Source organism: Streptomyces iranensis (assembly GCF_017874715.1).
In the GTDB taxonomy this organism is placed as follows: Bacteria; Actinomycetota; Actinomycetes; order Streptomycetales; family Streptomycetaceae; genus Streptomyces; species Streptomyces iranensis.
Window position 1 is genome coordinate 666367 of record NZ_JAGGLR010000001.1, and the last position, 20924, is coordinate 687290.

6 protein-coding genes are annotated in these 20924 nt (G+C 68.2%); all 6 read right to left on the minus strand.

Translation table 11 applies throughout. From position 1 onward, the window contains the following. Nucleotides 1-174: 174 nt before the first annotated feature. The 6 genes from J2Z30_RS02960 to J2Z30_RS02985 all read right to left on the minus strand — a co-directional run bounded on the left by J2Z30_RS02960 (nucleotide 175) and on the right by J2Z30_RS02985 (nucleotide 20903). Nucleotides 175-2484, minus strand: coding sequence for a UvrD-helicase domain-containing protein (locus J2Z30_RS02960; RefSeq protein WP_044576287.1), 2310 nt, complete (start codon nucleotides 2482-2484; stop codon nucleotides 175-177). Then, the gene (locus J2Z30_RS02965; RefSeq protein ID WP_044576284.1) at nucleotides 2481-9188 is read right to left on the minus strand and encodes a DEAD/DEAH box helicase; all 6708 of its coding nucleotides are present in this window, start codon (nucleotides 9186-9188) and stop codon (nucleotides 2481-2483) included. Before J2Z30_RS02965 ends, J2Z30_RS02960 begins: the two co-directional genes overlap by 4 nt. Next, nucleotides 9185-14683 (minus strand): DNA methyltransferase family protein, encoded by a 5499-nt coding sequence (locus J2Z30_RS02970; protein ID WP_044576280.1) that lies wholly within the window; start codon nucleotides 14681-14683, stop codon nucleotides 9185-9187. The genes J2Z30_RS02965 and J2Z30_RS02970 overlap by 4 nt, the downstream gene beginning before the upstream one ends. Beyond that, nucleotides 14680-17856, minus strand: coding sequence for a DEAD/DEAH box helicase (locus J2Z30_RS02975; RefSeq protein WP_044576277.1), 3177 nt, complete (start codon nucleotides 17854-17856; stop codon nucleotides 14680-14682). The genes J2Z30_RS02970 and J2Z30_RS02975 overlap by 4 nt, the downstream gene beginning before the upstream one ends. A 163-nt stretch (nucleotides 17857-18019) precedes the next feature. Beyond that, nucleotides 18020-19228, minus strand: a complete 1209-nt coding sequence (locus J2Z30_RS02980) for a serine/threonine-protein kinase (protein ID WP_044576274.1) — start codon at nucleotides 19226-19228, stop codon at nucleotides 18020-18022. Between the two features lie 283 nt (nucleotides 19229-19511). Further along, on the minus strand, nucleotides 19512-20903 hold the full coding sequence (locus tag J2Z30_RS02985; protein WP_044582020.1) for a glutamine synthetase family protein: 1392 nt from the start codon (nucleotides 20901-20903) through the stop codon (nucleotides 19512-19514). Between the last annotated feature and the right edge of the window lie 21 nt (nucleotides 20904-20924).

Below are 20924 nucleotides of genomic sequence, written 5' to 3' on the forward strand. Positions count from 1 at the left end.
AGGACGGCCAGGTCTCGCCGCGTGCCCCCTGCGGAGAACAGCCGTCGACCCTACCGCAGTAGATGCCGGATTTACTGCGGCAGGGCTGGAAGGAAGGGGCAGGGGGACCTGACGATCGAACCTCATCCAAGCCGTCCTCACCCTGCATCGCAGCGGCACTGAGCCGGTCCCGGCCTACGAGGGTAGGAACGGGCTAGGTTTGCCGTGCCAAGAGATGCGCAACGCGTCGCGGGCTCGCGTGGTGGCGACGAAGAGCTGATTGCGGCTCTTCTTGAGTTCGCGTTCGTAGCGGTTGGGGTCTGTCGTCGCGTACTTCTCGATGAGGGTGGCGCGCGGGAGGATGCCATCGCTCGCGCCGACGACCGCGAGCTTCTGGTATTCGAGCCCCTTGAAGCGGTGCATCGTGCCGATGTGAACCTCGCCGCCGCCCTGTGGGCCGTCCTTGGTGAGGGTCGCCGTGGTGATGCCGTGCTTCATCTCCAGGTCTGCGGCGACGCGGCCGGCCATCTCGCCGTCGGCGACGCAGACGGCCATGGTGCCGCTCGGGTCGCGTACGGTGCCGTCCTCGGCGGGCTGGGTGATGTCCGCGCGCCACTGCTCAAGGGCCTCGGCGAGCTGGGTGATTTCATCGGTCCAGTCGGCGCAGGCAACGTACTCGGGGACCGGGCCACGCAGCAGGGAGTGGTAGCCCTCGAGGGTGTCGGTGCCGTCGTCGAGGTCGTCATAGGTGGCCCCACGGACGACCTTGGCGGCCTGGTCGAGGATCTCCTGGGTGGTGCGGTAGCTGAGCGTCAGCTTCGCCGAGCGTCCGCGGATGTTGATGCCGACGGTAGAAAGGGTGACCTGCCGGTCGTAGATCCGCTGGTGGGTGTCACTGGCGATGAACAGGTCGCCCGCGCCGGGCGCGACCATGGCGCGCAGCATCTTCCAGTGGGCGGGGCTGAGGTCCTGGGCCTCGTCAACGACGATGTGCTGATAGCGATGACGCACGTAGCGCATCGCGGAGCTGTTGTCGTCGAGGTGGACCAGGTCGCCGCCGCCGATGTCCTCCTTGCGCTCGGCGCGGATCTGGATCTTACGAGCGCGCTCCATCTCGTAGCGGGCCGCGCGTTCGGCGGCCTGGGCCCAGGTCTCCCGGCCCAGGCCGTTGAGGCGCAGGGTGAACTGGTCGAGCAGCTTCCAAATGGCGGCGCGTTCGGGGCGGTTGAGGGCTCGGCCCATGCCGGCGCGGCGGGCCTTGAAGTAGTCCTGGCGGGTGGCGAGGGACTGGCCGAGGATGATCTGTTCCCATTCGTCGAAGAGGAACTCGGCGTCCCAGCGCTGCTCGTCGTGTTCGAAGAGGACTTCGCGCAGTACGTCCAGGGCCCGGTCGTCGGTGATCAGGCTGCGTTGCGAGCCGGGCGAGGTGTTCTCGTTGAGGACGCTCTGGGCGAGCTGGTCGATGTGCTTGATGTCGATACGGCCGAGCAGTGTCGGGTCCATGAGCGAGGTGAGCCGGGAGCGCAGGTCGGCGGTGAGGTTCTTGGTGTACGTGGTCAGCAGGATCGGCTTGCCGTGGCCGGGCGGCAGGGCGGCGGCGAGGCGGGCGACGCGGTGCAGGGCGACGATGGTCTTGCCGGTGCCGGGGCCGCCGCTGACACGGGCGGGGCCGCTGTAGTTCCGTTCGACGATCTTGCGCTGGGTGGGGTGGAGGTAGACCTTCCAGGCGCGGAAGTCGCCCTCAGCCAGGACGTTGCGGATGTCGTCGTCGACCGTGGTGACCGCGGTACGGGTGAGGGCCGCCGCCATATCGTTCTCGAAGCCCGGTTCGAGCTCGGTGGAGGCAGGCTGGGTGATTTCGCGTTCGACCTCGTCGGCGGACATGCCGGAGCCGAGGCCGGTGAGGACCTCGGCGGTCAGGCGCGGGGCGCCGGCGATGAGCTGGTCGAGCTCCTCGTCGGTCGTGACGGTGAGGGCGAGGTCGATGAGGGCTTCGGCGATACCGAGCCGACGCAGGTCCTCGGGGGTGCAGCCGGCGAGGAGCGGTTCGGCGGGGACAGCCGGTTGCCGCGCCACGTTGGGTGCGGGCGTGGGTTCGGCCGGTGCGGTGTGCTCATCCGGGGCCGGAGTGAGCTGGAGTCCCGCGCGCTGGAGGACGCTCTGGCCGACGACGCCGAGGTCGACGAACTCGATCTCGCCGGTGATCCGGTTGATGGCGACGGTGAGTTCTTCGTAGACGTCCTTGCGGTGGCGGACGGCAACGATCAGCCACTGCTGGATGCCATCGGCACCGACACCCGCCCGGGCGAGAAGTGCCCGGTACGAACGGTCGATCTTGGCGCGGGAGATCCGGCCGTCGCCCTTGAGGGGCCTGAGGTCGAGGCTGGGGTGATTGGGGTCAAGGCGGAACTGGTGACAGAAGTCATAGAACTTCGTCTTGACCGACGAGTCCATCTTGTAGAGCTCGTTTTCGGCCTTCTGGTACAGGCTGAGGCGTGCGGTCATCGTGCGGCACTCTGTTCTTCGGAGTCGGGACGGGCGATCGCGTCGGGGAGCACGGTCAGGAGAGCGTCGAGATCGGCGAGCCAGTCGTCGGCCGAGCGAACGGTGAATCCGGCGTCCCGGTAGGCGCGCCAAGTCTTGTCGCTCTCCTCGTCCGCCTTGTCGTACGGCTCGGCCATGACGGCGATCCGCTGGTCGCCGTGGTCCCACGCGAAGTCGGCGAGCCAGCCGCGTTCGCCGAGCTCGTAGCCGTAAGCGGGGGCTTTCTTCCCACCGTTGGCCAAGGCGTGCGCGAGGCGGGTGAGGGGGGTGTCGGGTTCGTCCTCGTCGAGGAATTCGAGGATCTCCCGGTCCCACAGCAGGTCCCGCAGCGCCGCTTCGAGAGGAGTGTGGTTGGACACCTCCAAGGGCGTGGGCTGCGGTGCGGGTGTGCCAGTGCCGTACCGCACGACGAGGGACTCAAGTTCGCCGAGGCCGCCGAAGGCCTTGAGAACCGAGATGTCGAACCCCGCTGCGGTGGCGGTGGTCAGCTGAATGCCGTCGCCACCGTCGTGGGCGAGGAACTGCAGAACGTTGGACCACTGGAGCCAGGAGCGCCAGCGTGCCTTGTGTTCGGGCGTGCCGAGCTGGTCGCGTGCAGTGTCGTCGAGGCAGGCCAGGGCGGACCAGTGGCCGGTGGCTCCATCGACAAGGAAGGCGACGGGGAGACCGGACTGGTCGCAGGTCCGGAACAGATTGAGCGTGCCCGTGCCCTGGACGGGGGCCGGGTCGATGCCGTCGGTGTGGCCCCAGGCGTCGAGGAGGCGGTTGAGCGTCTGGCGGATCTGGTCGGGGGTGCCGTTGCCGACGAGGATCTCCTTGTCGGTCCCGAGAAGTCCGCCAACCACAGCCGATGCCCGCCTACCCCAGACCGCGTCGTCCGGACTGCGCAGATACGCGAGGAGCATGGTCATCGAGTCGGTGAAGGCGGTGGCGGCGAGGTCGTCGCCGCCACGATCGGCGTAGAGCTGCTTGGCCACGTCCTGGGCACTGCGCGGGTAGGGCGGCCACACCGGCTCGGCCGCCTCCCGCCCCGCGGCGGACTCCGCCGTGTTCGTCTGCCGCTCGAAGGCGTCCAGGTCGTCCCAGGTCAGTTGGAAGACTACGCGTCCCTCGGCCCGGAGCCGGTTGCGCTTGTCCGCGTCGCCGGCGAGCCGGTTGTGACGGCGAGTGGCGTGGTAGCGGTGTCCGTCGAGGTAGACGGTGATCTTCTGTTTGGGGCCGTCGATGCGTTCGAAGGTGAAGTCCGTACGGGTGAAAACCTCGTTGCGCTGGGTGGTCAGACGCCAGCCGTGCACGGTGCCGACCTCGTCGAGACGCAGGTAGGCGCTGTTGTCTCCGCTCTCTTCCAGGACGGCGTCACCCCGCTGTCCGGCCCACCCACGCAGGGCCTTGAGGAAGCGTGCCTCCAGGTCGGATTCGACCTGTCCGTCGAGACCGATCTGGTCGGTGTTACCGACAGACTTCGTGTCCCAGGCGTCGGTGTCGGTGCCCAGGAGTTCGTCGAGGATCTCCAGGGCCGCCTGGCGGGAGACACGCTCCATGTTCTGTTCGTCGGCGTAACGGTACAGACAGCGGTCGCAGGCCTGCCCGCCCTCTCCGTTGCAGGGGCACTCCACGAGCAGCCGGCGCGCGCCGTCGAGCACCTGCCGGAAGGCCGCGGGGTCGGTGAGCCGGTCGAGGTAGCCGGTGCCGTGCGGGAGCCGGTCGTACAGGACCAAGAAGTGCCGCTTCTCCGCGGTGTCGCGGTCCGGCATGGTAGCGAGGGTGGTGTCGAGGTGCTGCGGGTCGCCGCCGAAGGCGTCGTCCACGCCCAGGCGCAGGGCCGCCTGGAAGGAGTGGACCTTCTCCTCGACGAGGACGGTCGCGGCGGGCAGCAGGATGCGCAGCGCTTCGGTCTCCAGCTCGTGGGCGAGCAGGACGGGTTCCTGGGATACGCCCTTCTTGCCTCGCCGCAGCGGGCACCAGGGGGTGTGGTGCTTGAGTTCGCGCTGGCGGTTGGCGGAGTTGTCGACGGCGTCGCGGTCGTCGTCGAAGACCGGTCGGCCGTCAGCGCTCGCGGCCCCGCAGGCGGTGCACACATGGAAGGGGGCTATGCGCACAGGCCGCCCGGCGAGCTGGTCATTCTCCTGGGCACCGATGCTGAGCGGTCCGGCGTTGATATGGCGGATGACGGCCCGGCGGGTGTAGTCGACGCCGAAGATCTCTTTGGTGTGCCGCCAGGACTTGCCCTTGGCGAAGTGATCGGGGTTGATGTCGACCATGTCGACGACGGTGTAGAAGCGGCGATCGCGGTCGTCGCTTTCGTCGCCGATTCTGGCGTCCTCGCGTTTGTCGCGAGCCGTAACGACACTGGGCTGGACGATCTGCCACAGGCTGCCGGAGTCGGCGATGCCCGCCTCCCCGCAGCGCGGGCAGGGCGTGATGTCGTTCTGGGCGTTCTCGGTGCGGACGTAGCCGCACGAAGGGCAGAAGCGCCAGTGGCGCCAGTCCCGGTCCCGGCCGGTGACGATGTCGATGCCGGTGATCCGGTGCTTGTAGCCCTCGGCGTAGAAGGTGTTGCCGGGGGCGAGTTCGGACAGGGCGAAGCCGCGAGGCCGCCCATAGGAGAACGACTTCGATTTGTAGCGGACGCGTCCCTCGTCCATGGTGCCCTCCGGCCAGAAGACGGTGGCGTCGAGAGTGGTCGTGGCGTCGATGAGGGCGTAGTTGGGCAGCAGGCCGAGGTCGCACAGCACGGTCTGGGCGGGTTGGCGCTGACGCGCGGCGCCCTGCTTGGAGATGGCGCCCAGCTCGGCCTCCAGCTCCGCCTTCGTACGCGCCTGTTCGTCGTCGCCTTCCTTGAGTTCGTCGATCGCAGAGCGGATCGTACGGATACGGGTCCGCAGCTTCTGGTTCTCGCGCTCCCACTCCCGTTCGGCCCTCTCGATCGCGCTGCGGATGCCGCGTGCCGCGTACTTCTTCAGCTCCTCCTGGGCGGTGTCGCTCACCCCGGTCGGGAAGAGCGCGAGGAAACCCGCGACGAGCTCCTCGCCATGGGCCAGGGCAGCCTCGGTGAAGTCGGCGAGGTAGCCGGAGGGGCCGAAGAGTTCGTCGACCCGGCGGGACAGTGCAGCCAGCGGCTTGCCGTCCTCGCGCAGCAGCCGACCGCGCGCCGCGAGGTCGAGGAGGTGGGCGGTGTACTGGCGGCGCAGGATCTCGATGGCCGACAGATACGAGCCCGGCGGCACGATCCGCCCGTCGATCATGTCGCGTGGCCGGTCGAGGAAGTACAGGTCACGACGGGAGCGATCGGGGATGGTCAGCAGGAAGGCATTCCCCGTCCGACGCCCGGCCCGGCCCGCCTGCTGGGCGTAGTTGGCCGGCCGGCGCGGCAGGGCACCGAGGACGACGGCGGACAGGTCGCCGATGTCGATGCCCATCTCCAGGGTAGGCGTGCAGGACAGCACGTTGGGATCGTTGAACCCCTTGCCGTTGCGAAAGGCATCCTCGACGCGTTCCCGCTTGCCGCGGGAGAGCAGACCGGTGTGCTCGGCGGTGATGACCTGATAAGTGCCGGCTCGCCGGTACAGGCTGCGGTAGTAGTCGTCGCGGTAGTCGCGGTCCCGGTCGTGCCGATCGACGGTCTCCAGCCACCGGTCACCTGCGACCAGCCGTCCGGACGTGCAACGGTAAGCCTGGCACGGCTGCCCGTGATATTGCGCCAGCAGCGAGGGGTGGACGGTCTGCTCCCAGAAGCACTTCGGACAGCGCACATACGACTCGTTGACCTGAGCGTCGGGAACCAGCTGCAGGCGGACGGCACCCGGTTGAAGACCGTAGAGTCGGGCGGCCGTGTCGCGCGGGGTGCGCGCTGAGAGCAGCCCGGCGTCTGTGAGCCGAGGCAGCAGCCGCACCCAGAACTCATCGGCCTGCTCGCGGGTCACGTCGAGGCAGCGCTGCGCCCAGATCTGGTACCAGGACAGGCGCCCGGCGGCGAAGTCGAACTCGCTGCCCTGCTTGGGCCGCGCGAGTAGGAAGGTCGGTGCGGAGACCCCCTTGGGGAAGGCCTTCATGCCGCGCGGGCGGCCGCCCCAGATGAAGTAGCGGCTGGTGCCCGCCTCGTCGAGGAACTTCTCCAGCCATCGGTGCCCGACCGCCCCTCGCGAACGAAGCCGGTCCAACAGGCCGCGCAGGAACGCCAGATAACGGGCGTCGTCGTGCTCGGTGAGCGTCAGTCCGCGGTGAGCGGCCTCCTCATGGGCGGCACGTACGAGCGCCACGGCCTCCCGCTCGTCGGGGATGTCCACCCAGGCGGCCGCGGTTCGGGTCAGTTCGACGGTACGGCCGTTGCGGGAGCGGTGACCGAACTCCATGACGGCCTCGAACGCGAACCGTTCGCCGATCAGGTCCCAGGTCTTCCTGTCCCCACCCCGCCCCGCGCCCGACAGCAGACGCGCCACACCCGTGTCGTCGTGCAGATCCGGCGGTACGACTGCGGCGAGGGTCTCACGGTCGGTCGTGGCCGCGACGACGTCGGCGACGAGGTCATTGAGGGCGCTGGGCCGCTGCTCGCTCAGGTGCTTGGTGAACAGGGCCCTCAGAGAGAAGGTGTACGAGCGGGAGGCGACGAAACCGGCCCGGTGCGCGGCGTCCTGCACCGAGCCGTTGAACATCAGCGTCTTCGTCTCACGCTGCTTCTTGTCCATCTCCCCGCCGGTGAACAGCTGAGTGACGGACGCGGCGGCGAGCGCGGCGGCGCCCGTACCGAGGAAGCGGATCGCGTTGTGGGTACCGCAGGCCGGGCACCAGTCGTCCCTGGCGGCGCGTTCCGCGGTGTCGCCGAGCTGGACGAGGACGAAAACCGAATCGGGGCCGGAAGGCTGCGGGTTGCCCTCGTCGTCGTAGTCACCCTGGGGGTCGGGCAGGCGCAGGTGACGGGAGAGACCGTCGAGCACCATCAGCACGCCCGCGCCACCGGTGGTCAGCGACTTCTGCGCGGCCGGGTCCATCGCGGTACGGCCGTTGCCCTCGCGCGCCTCGTTGTCAGTGGCCGCCACCAGAGTCCGCACCTTGGCCTTGTTGGCGGTGACAGTGGCCCGGCGGATCTTGTGGGCCTCGAAGTTCAGCTCCTCCGAGTCCGACTCGGGGGCGAGGACCGACCAGCCGGAGCGCCCGCACTCGCGGCAGTACACCGCGGGCAGAAAGACCTTGGCGTCGCGGGAGGTGGTCGTGTTCGGCGTCGTATGCAGCCGGCTCTGCGCCCCGGCCGTGTCCCAGGCGAACTCGGCCTTCGGCCAGGGCAGCACACCACGCAGCATGCGCGTGACGGACCGCGCCCACTGGTGCACCTCGACCTGGACGAGGGGGCGACTGATCGCGGCCGGCGCCTCCGGGTCGCGCGCCACGGACAGCAGGGCGACGAAGCGGGCGAGTGCCAGAGCGGCGATCTGTGGCCGCGTCGTGATCGCCTCGTCCCAGCTCTTCGCCCCGCTGCGGCGCATCACGTCGAGCACCTCGTCGTAGGTGCGCACGGTGCCGTCGAAGGCGTTCAGGACCGCATACGTCAGACGGTTGCGCTTGAGCACGGCACCGAGGGCGACCGGATCGGTGGTACGGCTTCCGGTGACGGCCTCGGCGAGGTCCGCGAGCGCTTCGGGACCGGAGGCCGGGTCCGGCAAAGCGGTCAGCGTCTCGGGGGGCGTGGCCTGGCCGGGAAGGAACGTCGCGTCCGGGATCGACTCGTCGAGCATGAACTCGTCGACCGTCAGCCGGTCCTCGCCGACGATAGAGTCCTCGGTGAACTCGGCACCGAAGACATTGGTGGCCACGGAGAGAAGTTGGCGCACTCCCTCGGCGTCCGTGCCGGAGGCGAGGGTCGCGGAAGTGGCGACGGGAGTGATCGTGCCGAGCGGTTTGCCGGGCCGGTCAGCACCGACGGCGATGGCGAGGCGACGCAGCAGCATGGCGACATCCGTGCCCTGCGCGCCGTCGTACGTGTGGAACTCGTCAACGACCACGTACCGGATGTCGCTGCCGTCCCACAGCGGTGCGTCGGCGGCCCGCTGCAGGAGCAGGTCGAGCATCTTGTAGTTGGTGATCAAGATGTCCGGCGAAGTCAGCTGCATGTCCTGGCGGCGCGTGTAGACCCGGTCGTAGTGCGTCGCCGCCTTGTCCCCGATGTACAGACCGGCCCGTACACCGCTCAGCTCGTCGTAATCGGCGAGCAGTCCGTTGATGCGGGCCGCCTGGTCGGTGGCCAGGGCGTTCATCGGGTAGAGGAAGACCGCCTTGACCCCGTTGTTCCCGGCCGCGCGCTCGCGGGCGCAGTGATCGAGTACGGGGTAAAGGAACGATTCCGTCTTGCCGGACCCCGTGCCCGTGGTGACGAGGGTGGGCTGAGGTGGGTGGCCATCCTTCGAGGTGAGCCGGGCGAAGGCGCGGGCCTGGTGGGCGTACGGCGTCCAGTCGTCGGTACGCACCCATTCAAGGTGCTGCTGCCAGCCGTCGGCGGCCGGGGTGAAAGGCGTGCGCAGCCGCAGGTACGGTCCGCGGAACATGCCCGTCGTCTCGTTCCCGAGGAAGGAGTGCAGCGCCTTGCGGGCGCCCTCGTCCGCAAGGCCGTACGTCGTGGACAGGTACTGGAGCAGGCTCTCCTTGAGTCCCTGTGCTTCGAGGGTCGGCCTCACGAGGTCGGGACCTCCATCTTCTCCGGGTCCCACAGACCCTTCACTACGGCCTCGTCGAGGCGCTTCTGGAAGTAGGCGTGGGCTTCACGCATTTCGCGCACGCGGCCGGCCTTGTAGAAGGGGGCGGTATAGCCGTCGGGGACGGGGGCGGTCTCCGGGTCTTTCTGGCAGGCCTCCTGATAGGCCTCGAACTGGGTCCAGTGGTCCTTGGTCTGGTCGAAGCCGTAGGTGTACCGGTCCCCGGCGATCTTCCGCTCGTTGGCGTCGAACCAGGTCACCCGGTCGAAGTCCTGCATGATCGGGAAACGGGCCCGGTACATGGCGACGAGCGTGTCCGCGTCGATACCGAGCCAGACGGCGACGAGCGCGTCGATCTCGACGAGGGCGGCACGGCGGGCGTACTCCGTACGGAGTGGGGTGTCGCGCTGCCAGGTGGGGGTGACGTCGTGCAGCTCGGTCTTGAGATTGGGCCACTTGATCGCCCAGGCCTCGTAGCCGGGCCACTTGGGGTCGTAGAGCTCTGCCCAGAGGGCAGCGTAGGCGGTGGTCAGGGTATTGAGGCGGAGGGTGCGGAGGAGGAGGGCGGGGGCCAGGGGGTGGTCGTCCTGAGGGGCCGGAAGTCGCTTGGCCTGGGCCACGTCGAGGTGCCCGACGCCTGCGGTCCGAAGCAGGTAGTCGACCGGCAGTGCGGCCAGGTAACCCGCGGCAAGAGCCGTGAGGCGCGGGCCCGCAAGTCGTGCGGAACGCACTGCGTGGATGTGCGTTGTCCCAGGTGGAATCAATGCTCCATAGAGCGCGCGCTCGGTGTCAGGCGCAACCATCTCACGCCACGCAACCCGATAGTCCTCGCTGTACGGATAACTCGCCTTGGCGATCAGGAACTTCTCGACCTGCTCGTCCTCGACCTCTTCCGGCTGCACCTTGCGCTTCTCCGCGATCCGAGTCCGGGCCTGCGCCCGCTCCGCCTGCGACGCGAGCAGCGCCTCGTACCTCTCCCAGTCGGGCCACCTGTCCTGCTCGCTCAAGTACACATCACGCGGAGCCACGCACCGGTACTCCGACTCCGGTACAGCGTCGTCCGCGAGCGCCCTCGGGTCGAGGCCGCGTACCTCGCCACCGCCCTGGCTGGGCTGCTTGAACATCGGGTTGGCAACGCCGATCTGCGGCCCTTTGAGGATGACGTCACTCCAGGCCTGTGCGTGGTAGTCCTCCTGGCCGTCGATCCCGGTGTTGTAGTCGATGAGCCGCTGATCCTTGTCCGGGCCGAACTGCACCTTCTTGGATGCACTTTCGTGGTATCCAGGGGAGATATCCGGATGCAGCGAGCCGAGACGCAAGGCGTAGGTGCCCAGTGCGTCGATCGCCGGATCCTCCGCCGTACTTACCGGCGTGACCAGACGCGTGTGCTCCAGAGGTCCTTCATCACCTGCCAGCCGACGCCACCGCTTGAGGGTGTCGGGAGTCACGCGGACGACGCGCTTCGGGTGGGGGCGTTCGTCCCAGTCGCCGTCGTACTTGACGCCGGGATCGGCGCCTGAGTTCTCGGCGGAGGCGGACAAGCGAAGCGCGTCGACAGTGAAGAGCCACGACAACGAGTCGAAAGAGATCTCCCCTTCGGCCCCATAGATGTGCACGCCGAAGTGGCTGGATCGCCCCACCGGCGGCGGGAAGAAGCGGTTGCCCGCATTGACAAAATCACCGTGCACGCGCAACCGCCGGTACGCCGCGGCCCGCAGCGTGGCTTCCTTGTCCCCCGCGAAGTGGGTGTCGGGGTGCACCATCCCGGCCGTCCCGCCGCGCCCGGCGTGGTCCCACACCTCGCACATGAACGCCCGGTACAGATCAGGCTGGCTTCCCGAGATCAGCGGGTAGACAGGCGAGGCCGAGAGGTAGCTCGCCATCGTCACCGTATTCGTCACCTCGCCCAGCAGGTACTGCTGCACCTCCTCGCGCGCGAGTTCAATCTCCCGGCGTTCCTTTTTGTCTTCCGCCTTCGGCTTCTCCGTAAGCATGAACCACGGCTCGTACTCCGCGAGGACCGGGTTCTCCTTCCACTCCGGCCGTACCCACGGCGGGTTACCCACCTGTAGGTCGAAGCAGCCCGCCTCACCGGTGAAGACACCGGCGAAGTCCAGCTCCCAGTGCAGGAAGCCCTGCTCCTCGGCAATATCGCGCACGACCCGCATCCACGGGTAACGGGTCTCGACCGCCTTGCGGGCGTCGTCCATGCCCATCTCGGCCTGGATCAGGCCTTCGAGAGCCTTCAGCTGCTGGAGGGAGTCGACGGTCGTGGCAAGGGTGTTCTCCGGGACCGATCCCGTGCCCACCATGGATTCCAGGAAGGCGATCCAGTCGTCCATGTCCGCAAGCGGGATGATGTCGCGGCGGCGTACCGGCCCACCTGCCTTCTTGGACGGGGAGGAGGTGCGATTCTTCTTGACCCGCTTCTTCTCCACGAGCTCGCCGTCGTCCCCGGCCTCGCCCAGGGACATCTGGTCACCGTCCATGGCGAACAGCAGTCGGTTCTCGACGAGTTGAGGCGAAGGCGTGGGATCGGGCGCAGGCGTTTCGACCTCGACAGCCCGCCCGGCCACCGACGACAACAGCGCGTCCAGGTCGGCACCCGCCTGCGCGGTCACCACCGGAGCCGTCGCGTACTCCGCATCCGTACCGTCCAGCAGCCCCACCTTGTCCAGCGGCCAGAACCACAGCGCGCACCACGCGTCCATGACCTGCTTGAGTCGCCAGTACGGGGAGCCCTCCGCCTCGAAGAGGTCATTGAAGACCTGTTCCTTGGTCATTGGCAGGCCCTGGTCCGGGTTCTGCTTGTCGCGGCGGAGGAAGGCGTACTCCTCAGTGTCCTCCTCGCGATCGGCCCCCCACACGGCGATGGTGCGGGCGATCTCTCGCTCGCTCAGTTCCATGCGCTTGGCGGCCAGCTTCCACAGAAACTCGACCCGACGTGCCGCAGCCTGCAGCCGCGCGAGCTGGCTGCCCTTTCCGCCGGTCGCCTTGGGCTTGGTCTGAACGCCCTTCTTCCACGCCTTCAGCTGCTTCACCTGCGGCCCGGCGAGGTCATCGACCAGCTTCTTCGCGTCGCCGTTCGCGCCCGCGACCGCACCCCAGCCGGGCGTGGGCAGGAGGAACTGGTGCACGGCCCCCTCCGGCAACGGCTGCTCCGCGCCGTCGTCGGTCGCCCGGAACGGCAGCTTGGTCGGCGTCTGCGCGCCGATGGTCCGCTCCTTCTTGATGCGGTCGGCTTGATACACCCAACGCCGCGCGCCGATAAGGGAGTTGCCACGCCGCAGGTGCAGGCCGAACCACGGCGCACGCATGCCGGGGTGCATGGTGTTGAGCCAAAGCGATACCTCCGCAAGCTCCACACCCGTCTCGTTCAGGTCGATCCCGTACGCATTGTGGAGGGCGATGTACGCCTTCACCTTCTGCTTGGCATCGAGCGCCTTCGATGTATTCAGGCTGACGCCCAGCTCCTCCTGGCGTCGCTTGAGATACTCCTCGGCGACCTGGTTGATCGCCTCGTTGAGGAACGCGCCGGAGCCGAGGGCCGGTTCGCAGATCGTGTAGCGCAGAAGCTCGCTCGCGCGGGTCCGTACCGTGTTGCCGTCCTCGTCCTTCTCCTGGTCGAGGCGATGCTTGAGCGCCAGCTCGACGGTGACCTTGGTGAGGGACTCAGGGGTGTAGTACGAGGCGGATGTCTCGCGGTCGCGGCCGGCCAGGCGGTAGACGAACGTGCCCGGGGCGTATTTCTTCGGGCCGCGCAGGCCGTACTGCTCGGCGTCCTGGGCGGAGTACACGACGTGCGTGTTCTCCCGGTAGTGCTTCAACCGGTCCGCAGGGATGAGCCACGAGCCCTTCTCTGGGTCGCCGTACTGCTTGCCGCCCTTCTTCGCGCCGGGCTTGGCGACCTCGGCCAGCTCCTCCTCCTCGTCGATGCGGCCGCTGTAGGACATGAGGCCCTCGTAGACGGCGCCGAGCTGGTTGATGCCGAGGTTGCGGTAGGAAATGAAGCCGCCCTGTCGGCCCTTCTGGCCAGCCTCCTTCATGGTGAGCAGGCGCAGCACCTGGTGCAACGCCTCGTTGCGCAGCCGCAGGTCCAGCCACCGCGGAGGCTCGTCCCCGTCCTCGTCCCATCGAGGGTCCAGGACGCGACTACCGATGAGGGTGATCGCCTTCGGGTCGAACAGCTCGCTACGGAGAGGCTCGAAGCGCAGGCCGCGCTGCTCGCTGCGCTCGTCGGCGGGCTTGTCGTCGTCTGCTTCGGTGCCGTGCGGGCGGTGGCCGTAGTTGACCTTGTTGAAGAGGACGTCGAGGGAGGCGTAGAGATGGAAGCCCCCTCGGCTGTCCTCGTCGACCAGCTTTCGCTCGCGCGCCACCAGCTCGCGCAGCCGGGCGATCGAGTAGCCGGCCTCGTACGTGGAGTCGTCGGCGGGCAGAATTCCCAGCTCGGGTCGGGCTTCCGCGTACAGGAGGAAGAGGATGCGGTAGAGGTAGCGCAGCGATTCGCGGGTGAGCTGCTTGGCGAACGGGCCCTTCTTGAGGTCCTCGATCTCCCGCGGTTCGACCTCCGCCTTGCGCAGGCGGGCGAGTACCTCGTTGGCGATGATCTCGACCGAGTGCTGGAGCCCCTTGCGCAGCTCGGAGTTGACGCCGACGGCGTTGTCACGGGACGCCTTCAGCAGGTCGTCGATGCGTCGCCCCTTGCCGTCCGGGCGGGGTGCGAGCATGTCGTGGGAGAAGAGGGCGGCCAGAAGGGCGAGTTCGCCGGCCTTCGCCGTGTCGTTGCGGGCGAGGGCCGCGTCCAGGTTGGCGGCGAGGTAGCGGCCTTCGGCCCAGGCGTTGCTGTCGGCGAGGACGAGCACGCCGCCGCACAGCAGCAGGACGAAGCGGGGCGCGTCGCCGCCGGGCTCGTGCAGTTCGCTCTGGAAGAGCCAGCCTGCCAGCTTCTCGCCGACTTCGAGGAGGCCGTCGGCGGTCTTGAGGGGGTGGAGGAGCTGCCCGGCCTTCTCGGGGTCGAGGGCGTCGTCCAGTTTGGCGGTCCAGCCGCAGTCGATGGCGAGGATGCCGTCTCCGTGCCAAGCGACCTGGAGTTCGTACTCCTTGCCCGCGTTGTGCACGGTGATCGGATCGGACCACTCACCGTAGCCGAGGGCTTTGAGGACGGCGGTGTGCCAGGCGGTGATGCGCTTGGCCCACTCGCCTGTCAGGTCGCCGTAGGCGCTGCCGAGTTCTTCCTGCTGCCCAGGGGAGGCCAGGAAGGGGCGCACGACGGCCATGTACTCACCGCGGAGCCGGGGCAGGAGTTCACGCGGGGTGGGCTGCGGGTCGTGGGGGTCGGTCTCGCGGCTGGTCCACAAGGTGAACAGGCCCTCGTCGCCCGCCTTGCTCTTCTTGAGAGTGTTCTCCAGCTCCTCGCTGAAGTAGTGGCCGGAGAGGTATTCGCCGCGGTTGGCGAAGGAGTCATAGGTGTAGCTCATCGTGCGGACTCCTCGGTGTGCGCGGCGGACACGCTGGTGGGGTGGAGGGGTTCGAGGACGCAGAGGACCCGCAGCATCGGGTCGCCGTCGGTCCGCAGGCGGCGTACGAGGGCGCGGCGGCGGGCGGCGGTGTCGTACACCTCCTTGCGGCGCTGCTGCTGGTTGCCGACGGCGATCAGGGCGCCCTGCTCCCAGACCTGCACCCGGTTCTCGTACGGGGCCAGGTACGAGTCGACCTGCTTGTCGTAATCGGCGCGGCGCTCGCGCAGGTGGGTCTCGGCCGCGTCCACGGCCGCGGGGACGAGTGCCTGGAGGAGATCGGGCTCGACCGGCTGAGCGCGGCCGGGCATGTCGGGGCCCACGCCGCAGGCGGCGAGGAACACCGAGTCCATGCGCCATACGCGAGGAGCGGCCTCGGCGAGGCCGGTGACGGCCATCCACTCCACGACCGTCGGCTTGCCCGCCGCGTTGGAGTAGACGCCTTGGAGGAGGTAAACCGGGCCGGTGAGGGCCGCGGGCAGGTCGGCGTCGATCCGTTTGGCCTTGTCGGCGTCTGGTCGGTAGGCGAGGACGAACGCCTCGTCGTACTTGAGCTTGGCGAGGACCTTGTCCGTCACCCAGTCGAGCACGGGGTGGATGTCGGAGACGTAGGAGACGTTGGGCCACTGGGAGGTGGGCTGGTCGGTCTTGCCCTGTTTGGCGTTGCGGGCGGCTTCCAGGCGGTCGGCGGCGTACTGCTTGTCGAACGTGATGCGCAGCGTGCCGTCGTACTTGGGTGTAGTGAGGATCTTCTCCTGCTCCAGGTACGACTTCGGCAGCTCCCGGAAGCGGTACTGCAGGTCGTCGGGCGGAGTGAACTCGATACGGCCACCCGCCGTCTCGGGCCGCCAGTCGAGGGCCTCGCGTTCGGCCTGCGGGTAGATGAGGTCCACCGCGGCGTGGAAGTACGCCTTGGTGTCGGCGAACACGTGGGGTACGTCGGCCTCGGGCACCGGGGCCGTGCCGAGGGTAGCCGGAGCGGCCGTCGGATCGGCGAGCCGGGCGTTGGCGCCGGCGAGGAGCCCCGCGAGGACCCCGCCGGACTCCTGTTGGGACTGCTTGATGGAACGCTCGACGGTGCCGCCCTTGATGAGGTCGTAGGTGAGGCGGTCCTCTTCCTTCTTGTCGTTGTAGAGACCGGTGACGGCATCGGCGCTGCCCTCGCCGGTCTCGATCTCGTGTGCCCGAGCCTCGCGGCGCAGCAGACGGGTGCCGACGAGCCGGTCGTCGAGCGTGAGCATCTCGCCGCTCTCCTCGTCGCGCCGCCAGGGCACGTCGGCGGTGAGGGTGAGCGCGCGGAACTCGGGACTGATGGCCTGCCCGTAGCGGTCAATGCGTCCGTTGCGCTGCTCGATGCGGATGAGGGACCAGGGCAGGTCGTAGTGGATGAGGTCGTGGCACTGGTGGTGCAGATTGACGCCCTCGGAGGCGATGTCACCGGTGAACAGCAGCCGTACCGGCTCCTCGCGCCGGCCGAAGCGGTCGACGATCTCCCGCTGTTGCTGCTCGTTGGTGGTGTCGCCGTGCATGACCTCGACGGCGCCGTCGTACGCCTTCCAGGGACGCGTCTTGTCGGGCTTGGCCAGCTTCTTCATCGTGAAGCCGAGCCGGGCCGGGATCTCCTGGGCCAGCCAGTCCAGGGTGTGGACCCGCTCGGAGAAGACCACTACGCGGCGCTCGGAGTGCGGGCCGACGTCGAGGTCGTCCTTCAGCGTGCGGACGAGTGCGTCGAGCTTGGCGGAGTCCTGGTCGGTGAAGTCCGCGACCAGCGCCTCCAGCTCCGCGAGTGCCTTGCTCTCGGCGACGAGAGCGGCGCGCCGCTCGGGGGTGTCCGGCGCGGTCTTGGCCTTGCCCTTCGCCGTGACGCTCTTCGGGTTGTCCAGGTAGGTGCGTCGGTTGGCCAGGGAATTGCGCAGGGCGACGTGGGAGGAGAGGAACGCCTTCAGGAAGTTGTAGCCGACCAGCGGATCGGCACATACCGACGAACGGTCGGGGTCCCCCGGGGTCCAGTCGCTCGCGAGCTTCTCCAGGACGGCGACCTCCTTCCGTGTCGCCGGAACCGGCACCGGCAGGGAAGGACCGCGTTCGGCCCAGGGCTTGTCCTTGAGACCGTCACGCACCTCTCGGTCAGTCTTGGTACGCCTGATATAGAGGTGGTCGAGGTCGGCGACCTTGTAGTCCTTAGCGTCGGCGATCGCCGCCGGATCGAGCATTTTGATCAGCTCGGCGAAGGATTCGGCGTTGCCGTTGTGCGGAGTGGCGGAGGCCAGGATCAGCGCGTCGGTCTGCTCAGCGAGGCGGAGGGCGAGACGGTTGTTACGGGTGCCCTTGTTCACGAGGTTGTGCGACTCGTCGATGACCACCGCGTCCCAGTTGATGTTCTTCAAGTGGTGGGCGTACGTCGCCGACCTGAGAGTGTCGACGGAGACGATGACACGCTTGAAGTGGGCGAACGGGTTCCGGCCTGCCGGGATTTCCTGCTGAATGCGCTGGATGCCGGTGGAGTCCAGGCGCACCAGTGGCAGGGAGAAGCGGGTCCACAGCTCGCGCTGGAACTGCTCCAGCACGTGGGCGGGCGTGACCACGAGGATGCGCTCGCCGCGCCCCCGCCGGATCAGCTCCGAGAGCGTGATGCCGATTTCCAACGTCTTGCCCAGACCGACCACGTCGGCGATCAGCAGCCGGGGCTGCGGGTTGCGCATGGACAGCGCCAGCTCGGCGGGGCGCAACTGATACTCCTGCCGGTCCATGAGGAAGGCATCGGCGAGTGCGATGCCGTGCTCGGTCTGCGGCAGCGCGGTCTTGCGGATGACCGCCTCCAGGTAGAGGCGGGCCTTGGCGTGCTTGGAGGTGTCGTCGGGCACGAGCCGGGTCTTGCGCGGGTCGAGTACGTCGATCTGGTCCAGCCCGGAGTAGAACACCGCGTCCGTGCCACGGACGAACGAGGAAACCCCGCTGACCTCGACCATGAGCCCGTCACGGGACTCCGCGACCGACTTCACGAGCCACTGCTCGTGGCGGATGCGCACCTGGGCGCCGGGGGCGAAGACCGGCTTGGCACCGGCCGGGAACTCCGATTGCGCCGCATCCGCGTCGCGCCCCTCAGGAACCTCGGGCTGCATCGCCGTGGTCACGTGGTGCTCCTCTGTGGGCTGTGTGCTCGTGATGTGCAGTGTGCTCGTGCGGGGTCCGAGGCGGCCGACCGGTGAGGCGGGTGCCGACGAATACGGGGTCGGTGACCCTGATCCTTTGTACCGCCCCGGACCGGCCTCGCCGACGCATGGGTGGAAGAGCGATTCAGCGCTTCGACCAGGCGAGCGCCAGCCTCACCGCGTAACGCTCGCGCAAGTCCTCCGCGACCCGCCGGGAAGCGGGAGGACGGCCCCTTTGCGGTACGGGCTCAGCTGGGCTTTCGCTCCTGGGCCCGGGCTCCGGCGCGGGCACGAGCACGGGCGGGAGTGAGCTCGCGACATCGCTCTCGACTGGAGTTCCCGGACCGGATTCACCGCCGGGTGACGGGACAGGGATGTTCTCCACCGGGGACGCCGACTCTTTGCGCAGCAGCCTCTCAAGTGAGTCGAGCCGGTCCAGCATCGGCGCATCAGGCTGCGGCTGCACCATCGTGGGATGATCCTTCGCCGTCGTCTCCTGAATCAGAGCGCGCCGTGCACGAGCCGGACTCGTACCCAGCAGACGCATGAGATCGGCACATTGCCGGGTCACCTCCTCCAAGGAGGGGCGGTCGTCCGCCTTGTGCGCCAGCATGGCCGTCACAACAGGGGCCAGTTCATCAGGCAGCCCGGACAGATCGGGGCCGATCTCGGGGTTGACCACCTGCGCGGCTACCGCCTCCCATCGGACGCCGTCGTACGGGTAGTGCCCAGTCGCCGTGTACAAAAGTATGGTGCCCAGGCCGTACACGTCAGCGGCCTGTGTCACGTCCACCTGGCCCAAGGCCTGCTCGGGCGGCATGCAGCGCACCGTGCCGATGACGGAGCCAGCCTGTGTGAGTGACCCCTTGGATGCCCCGACGAAAGCGCCGAGGCCGAAGTCGATGATTACCGGGCCGAAGTCGCCGAGGATGACGTTCTGCGCCTTCAGGTCGCGGTGTACCAGACCCGCGGCGTGCACCGCAGCAAGCCCTTCGGCCAGCAGCGCGCCAAGGCTCGCCACGAGTGGCGTGGACAGCGGACCTTGGTCCTGCACGACATCGGAGAGCGGCCGGCCGGGGACGTAGTCCATGGCCAGCCAGGGCTGCTCGGCGAAGGGGTCCGCCTCAATGAAACGGGCCACACGGCCCGTACCCGAGATCGTGCGCGCGATCGTCGCCTCGCGTTCGAACCGGGCGCGCGTGTGCGGATCCGTACGGTCAGGCCGGATCACCTTCACAGCGACCGGCTCACCCGCGACGGAGTACGCGAGGTATACCTCCCCCATCCCACCCGCGCCGAGCTGCCGCTCGACGAGGTACGGACCGATACGCGACGGCAGAGTCGCGCCGTTCACCGCACACCCCCTGACTCACTTAACGACAGCACGACCTCGCCTGGCGCATACATCCGCTCCGCCACAGCAGGGGCAAGGCACCAGAGGCACGAGCACCGACGAGTCATCACTACAGCCTACTGATCGGCATCCCGCAGGAGGAAGTGATCACATAGGACTAAGCCAAGCCGCCGGGCACTATGCCCGGAATCACCCCACTATAGGATCGACTCAGTCATCTCAGGGGATGTTACCCCGTTCCATCCCGTAAGGCTCCGCCGGTCCTTTCTGGAGGGAGGGTTCATCAGGCGCGCGAGAGCCATCGCTGGCGCTCGACATCAGTGACGTGGCGCTGGGCATGGTCGACTTCCATCTGCGCGAGATGGGCGTAGTGCTGGACCACCTGGGCGCCGAAGGCCTTCTGGGCCAGGACGCTGTTCCGGAAGGCGGCCAGGGCGTCGGTGAGGGTGGGCGGCACTGGGGTCCCGCCCCCGCTGTAGGCGTTGCCCGCCGCTTCAGGGCCGAGGGCGAGCCGCTGCTCGATGCCGTGGTCGATCGCCGCCAGTACCGCGGACAGGGCCAAATACGGGTTGGCATCCGCGCCCGGTACACGGACTTCCAGACGGAGGCCCTCTCCGTGGCCGACGACGCGGACAGCGCACGTGCGGTTGTCGTGGCCCCAGTGGAGCATGGTCGGCGCGAACGAGCCGGGCGTGAACCGCTTGTAGGAGTTGACGTTCGGGGCATAGAACGGGCTCAGTTCCGGCAACCCCGCGAGCAGCCCCGCGATGGCGTTCCGACCGATCTGGGACAGCTCGTATTCGTTGTCATGGGCGTGGAGTTGACTGAGACCCTTCGACCACAGTGAGACGTGCAGGTGCAGGCCGTTGGCCCGCCCGGTCTCCGGGGCTGCCATGAAGGTGGGCGCCAGCCCGGCGCCCGCGCCCAGGGTGCGTACCGCGTGCTTGAACAGCAAGTGCCGGTCGCAGGCCGTGAGCGCGGGTCCATACGGGAAGGTCACCTCGACCTGGCCCGGGCCGGCCTCGGTCTTGATCGCTTCCACGGGCATGCCGGCTCCACCAAGCGCACGCTGGAGCCGGCGGAAGAACCGGTCGCAGGCCGGATTGTGATCTAGGGAGTAGTCCAGATTCTCTGTCGTCACGGGGCGCAGGCCTTGATACCTGGCTTGTTCCGCTTCCGAGTACGTGCCCTGGTAGACAGTGAACTCGGTCTCGATTCCCGTCTTGGGCTGGAGGCCATGCCTGGACAGCCGGGTCAGTTGCTCGTGGAGGATATGGCGGGGCGCGACGTCGATGGGGGTTCCGTCGTGGTGCGCGGCGTCACCGAGCACGATGACGGTGCGTGACAGCCACGGCACAACGCACAGGGTCCCAAGGGCAGGCTGTACGTACAGATCCTGGTAGCCCAACTCCCACGAGGTCAGCGCGAAGCCGTCCGCCGGGCTCATGTCGACATCGGTGGCCAGGATGTACGCGCACGCCTCGGCGCCGTGATGCGCGACGCGCCTGAGGAAGTGGTTGGCGTCGTAGCGCTTCCCCTTCAGCCTTCCCTGCAGATCGGGGACCGCGAGTAGTACCGTGTCGATTGCCCCCGCCTTGACGAGATTGCGCAGGTCAGACAGGGGAAACGCGTTGTCGGAGCGCTCACCCCGCTCGGGTGCGGACGTGGCGGCCATGCGCGCGACAGTGCTGTTGCC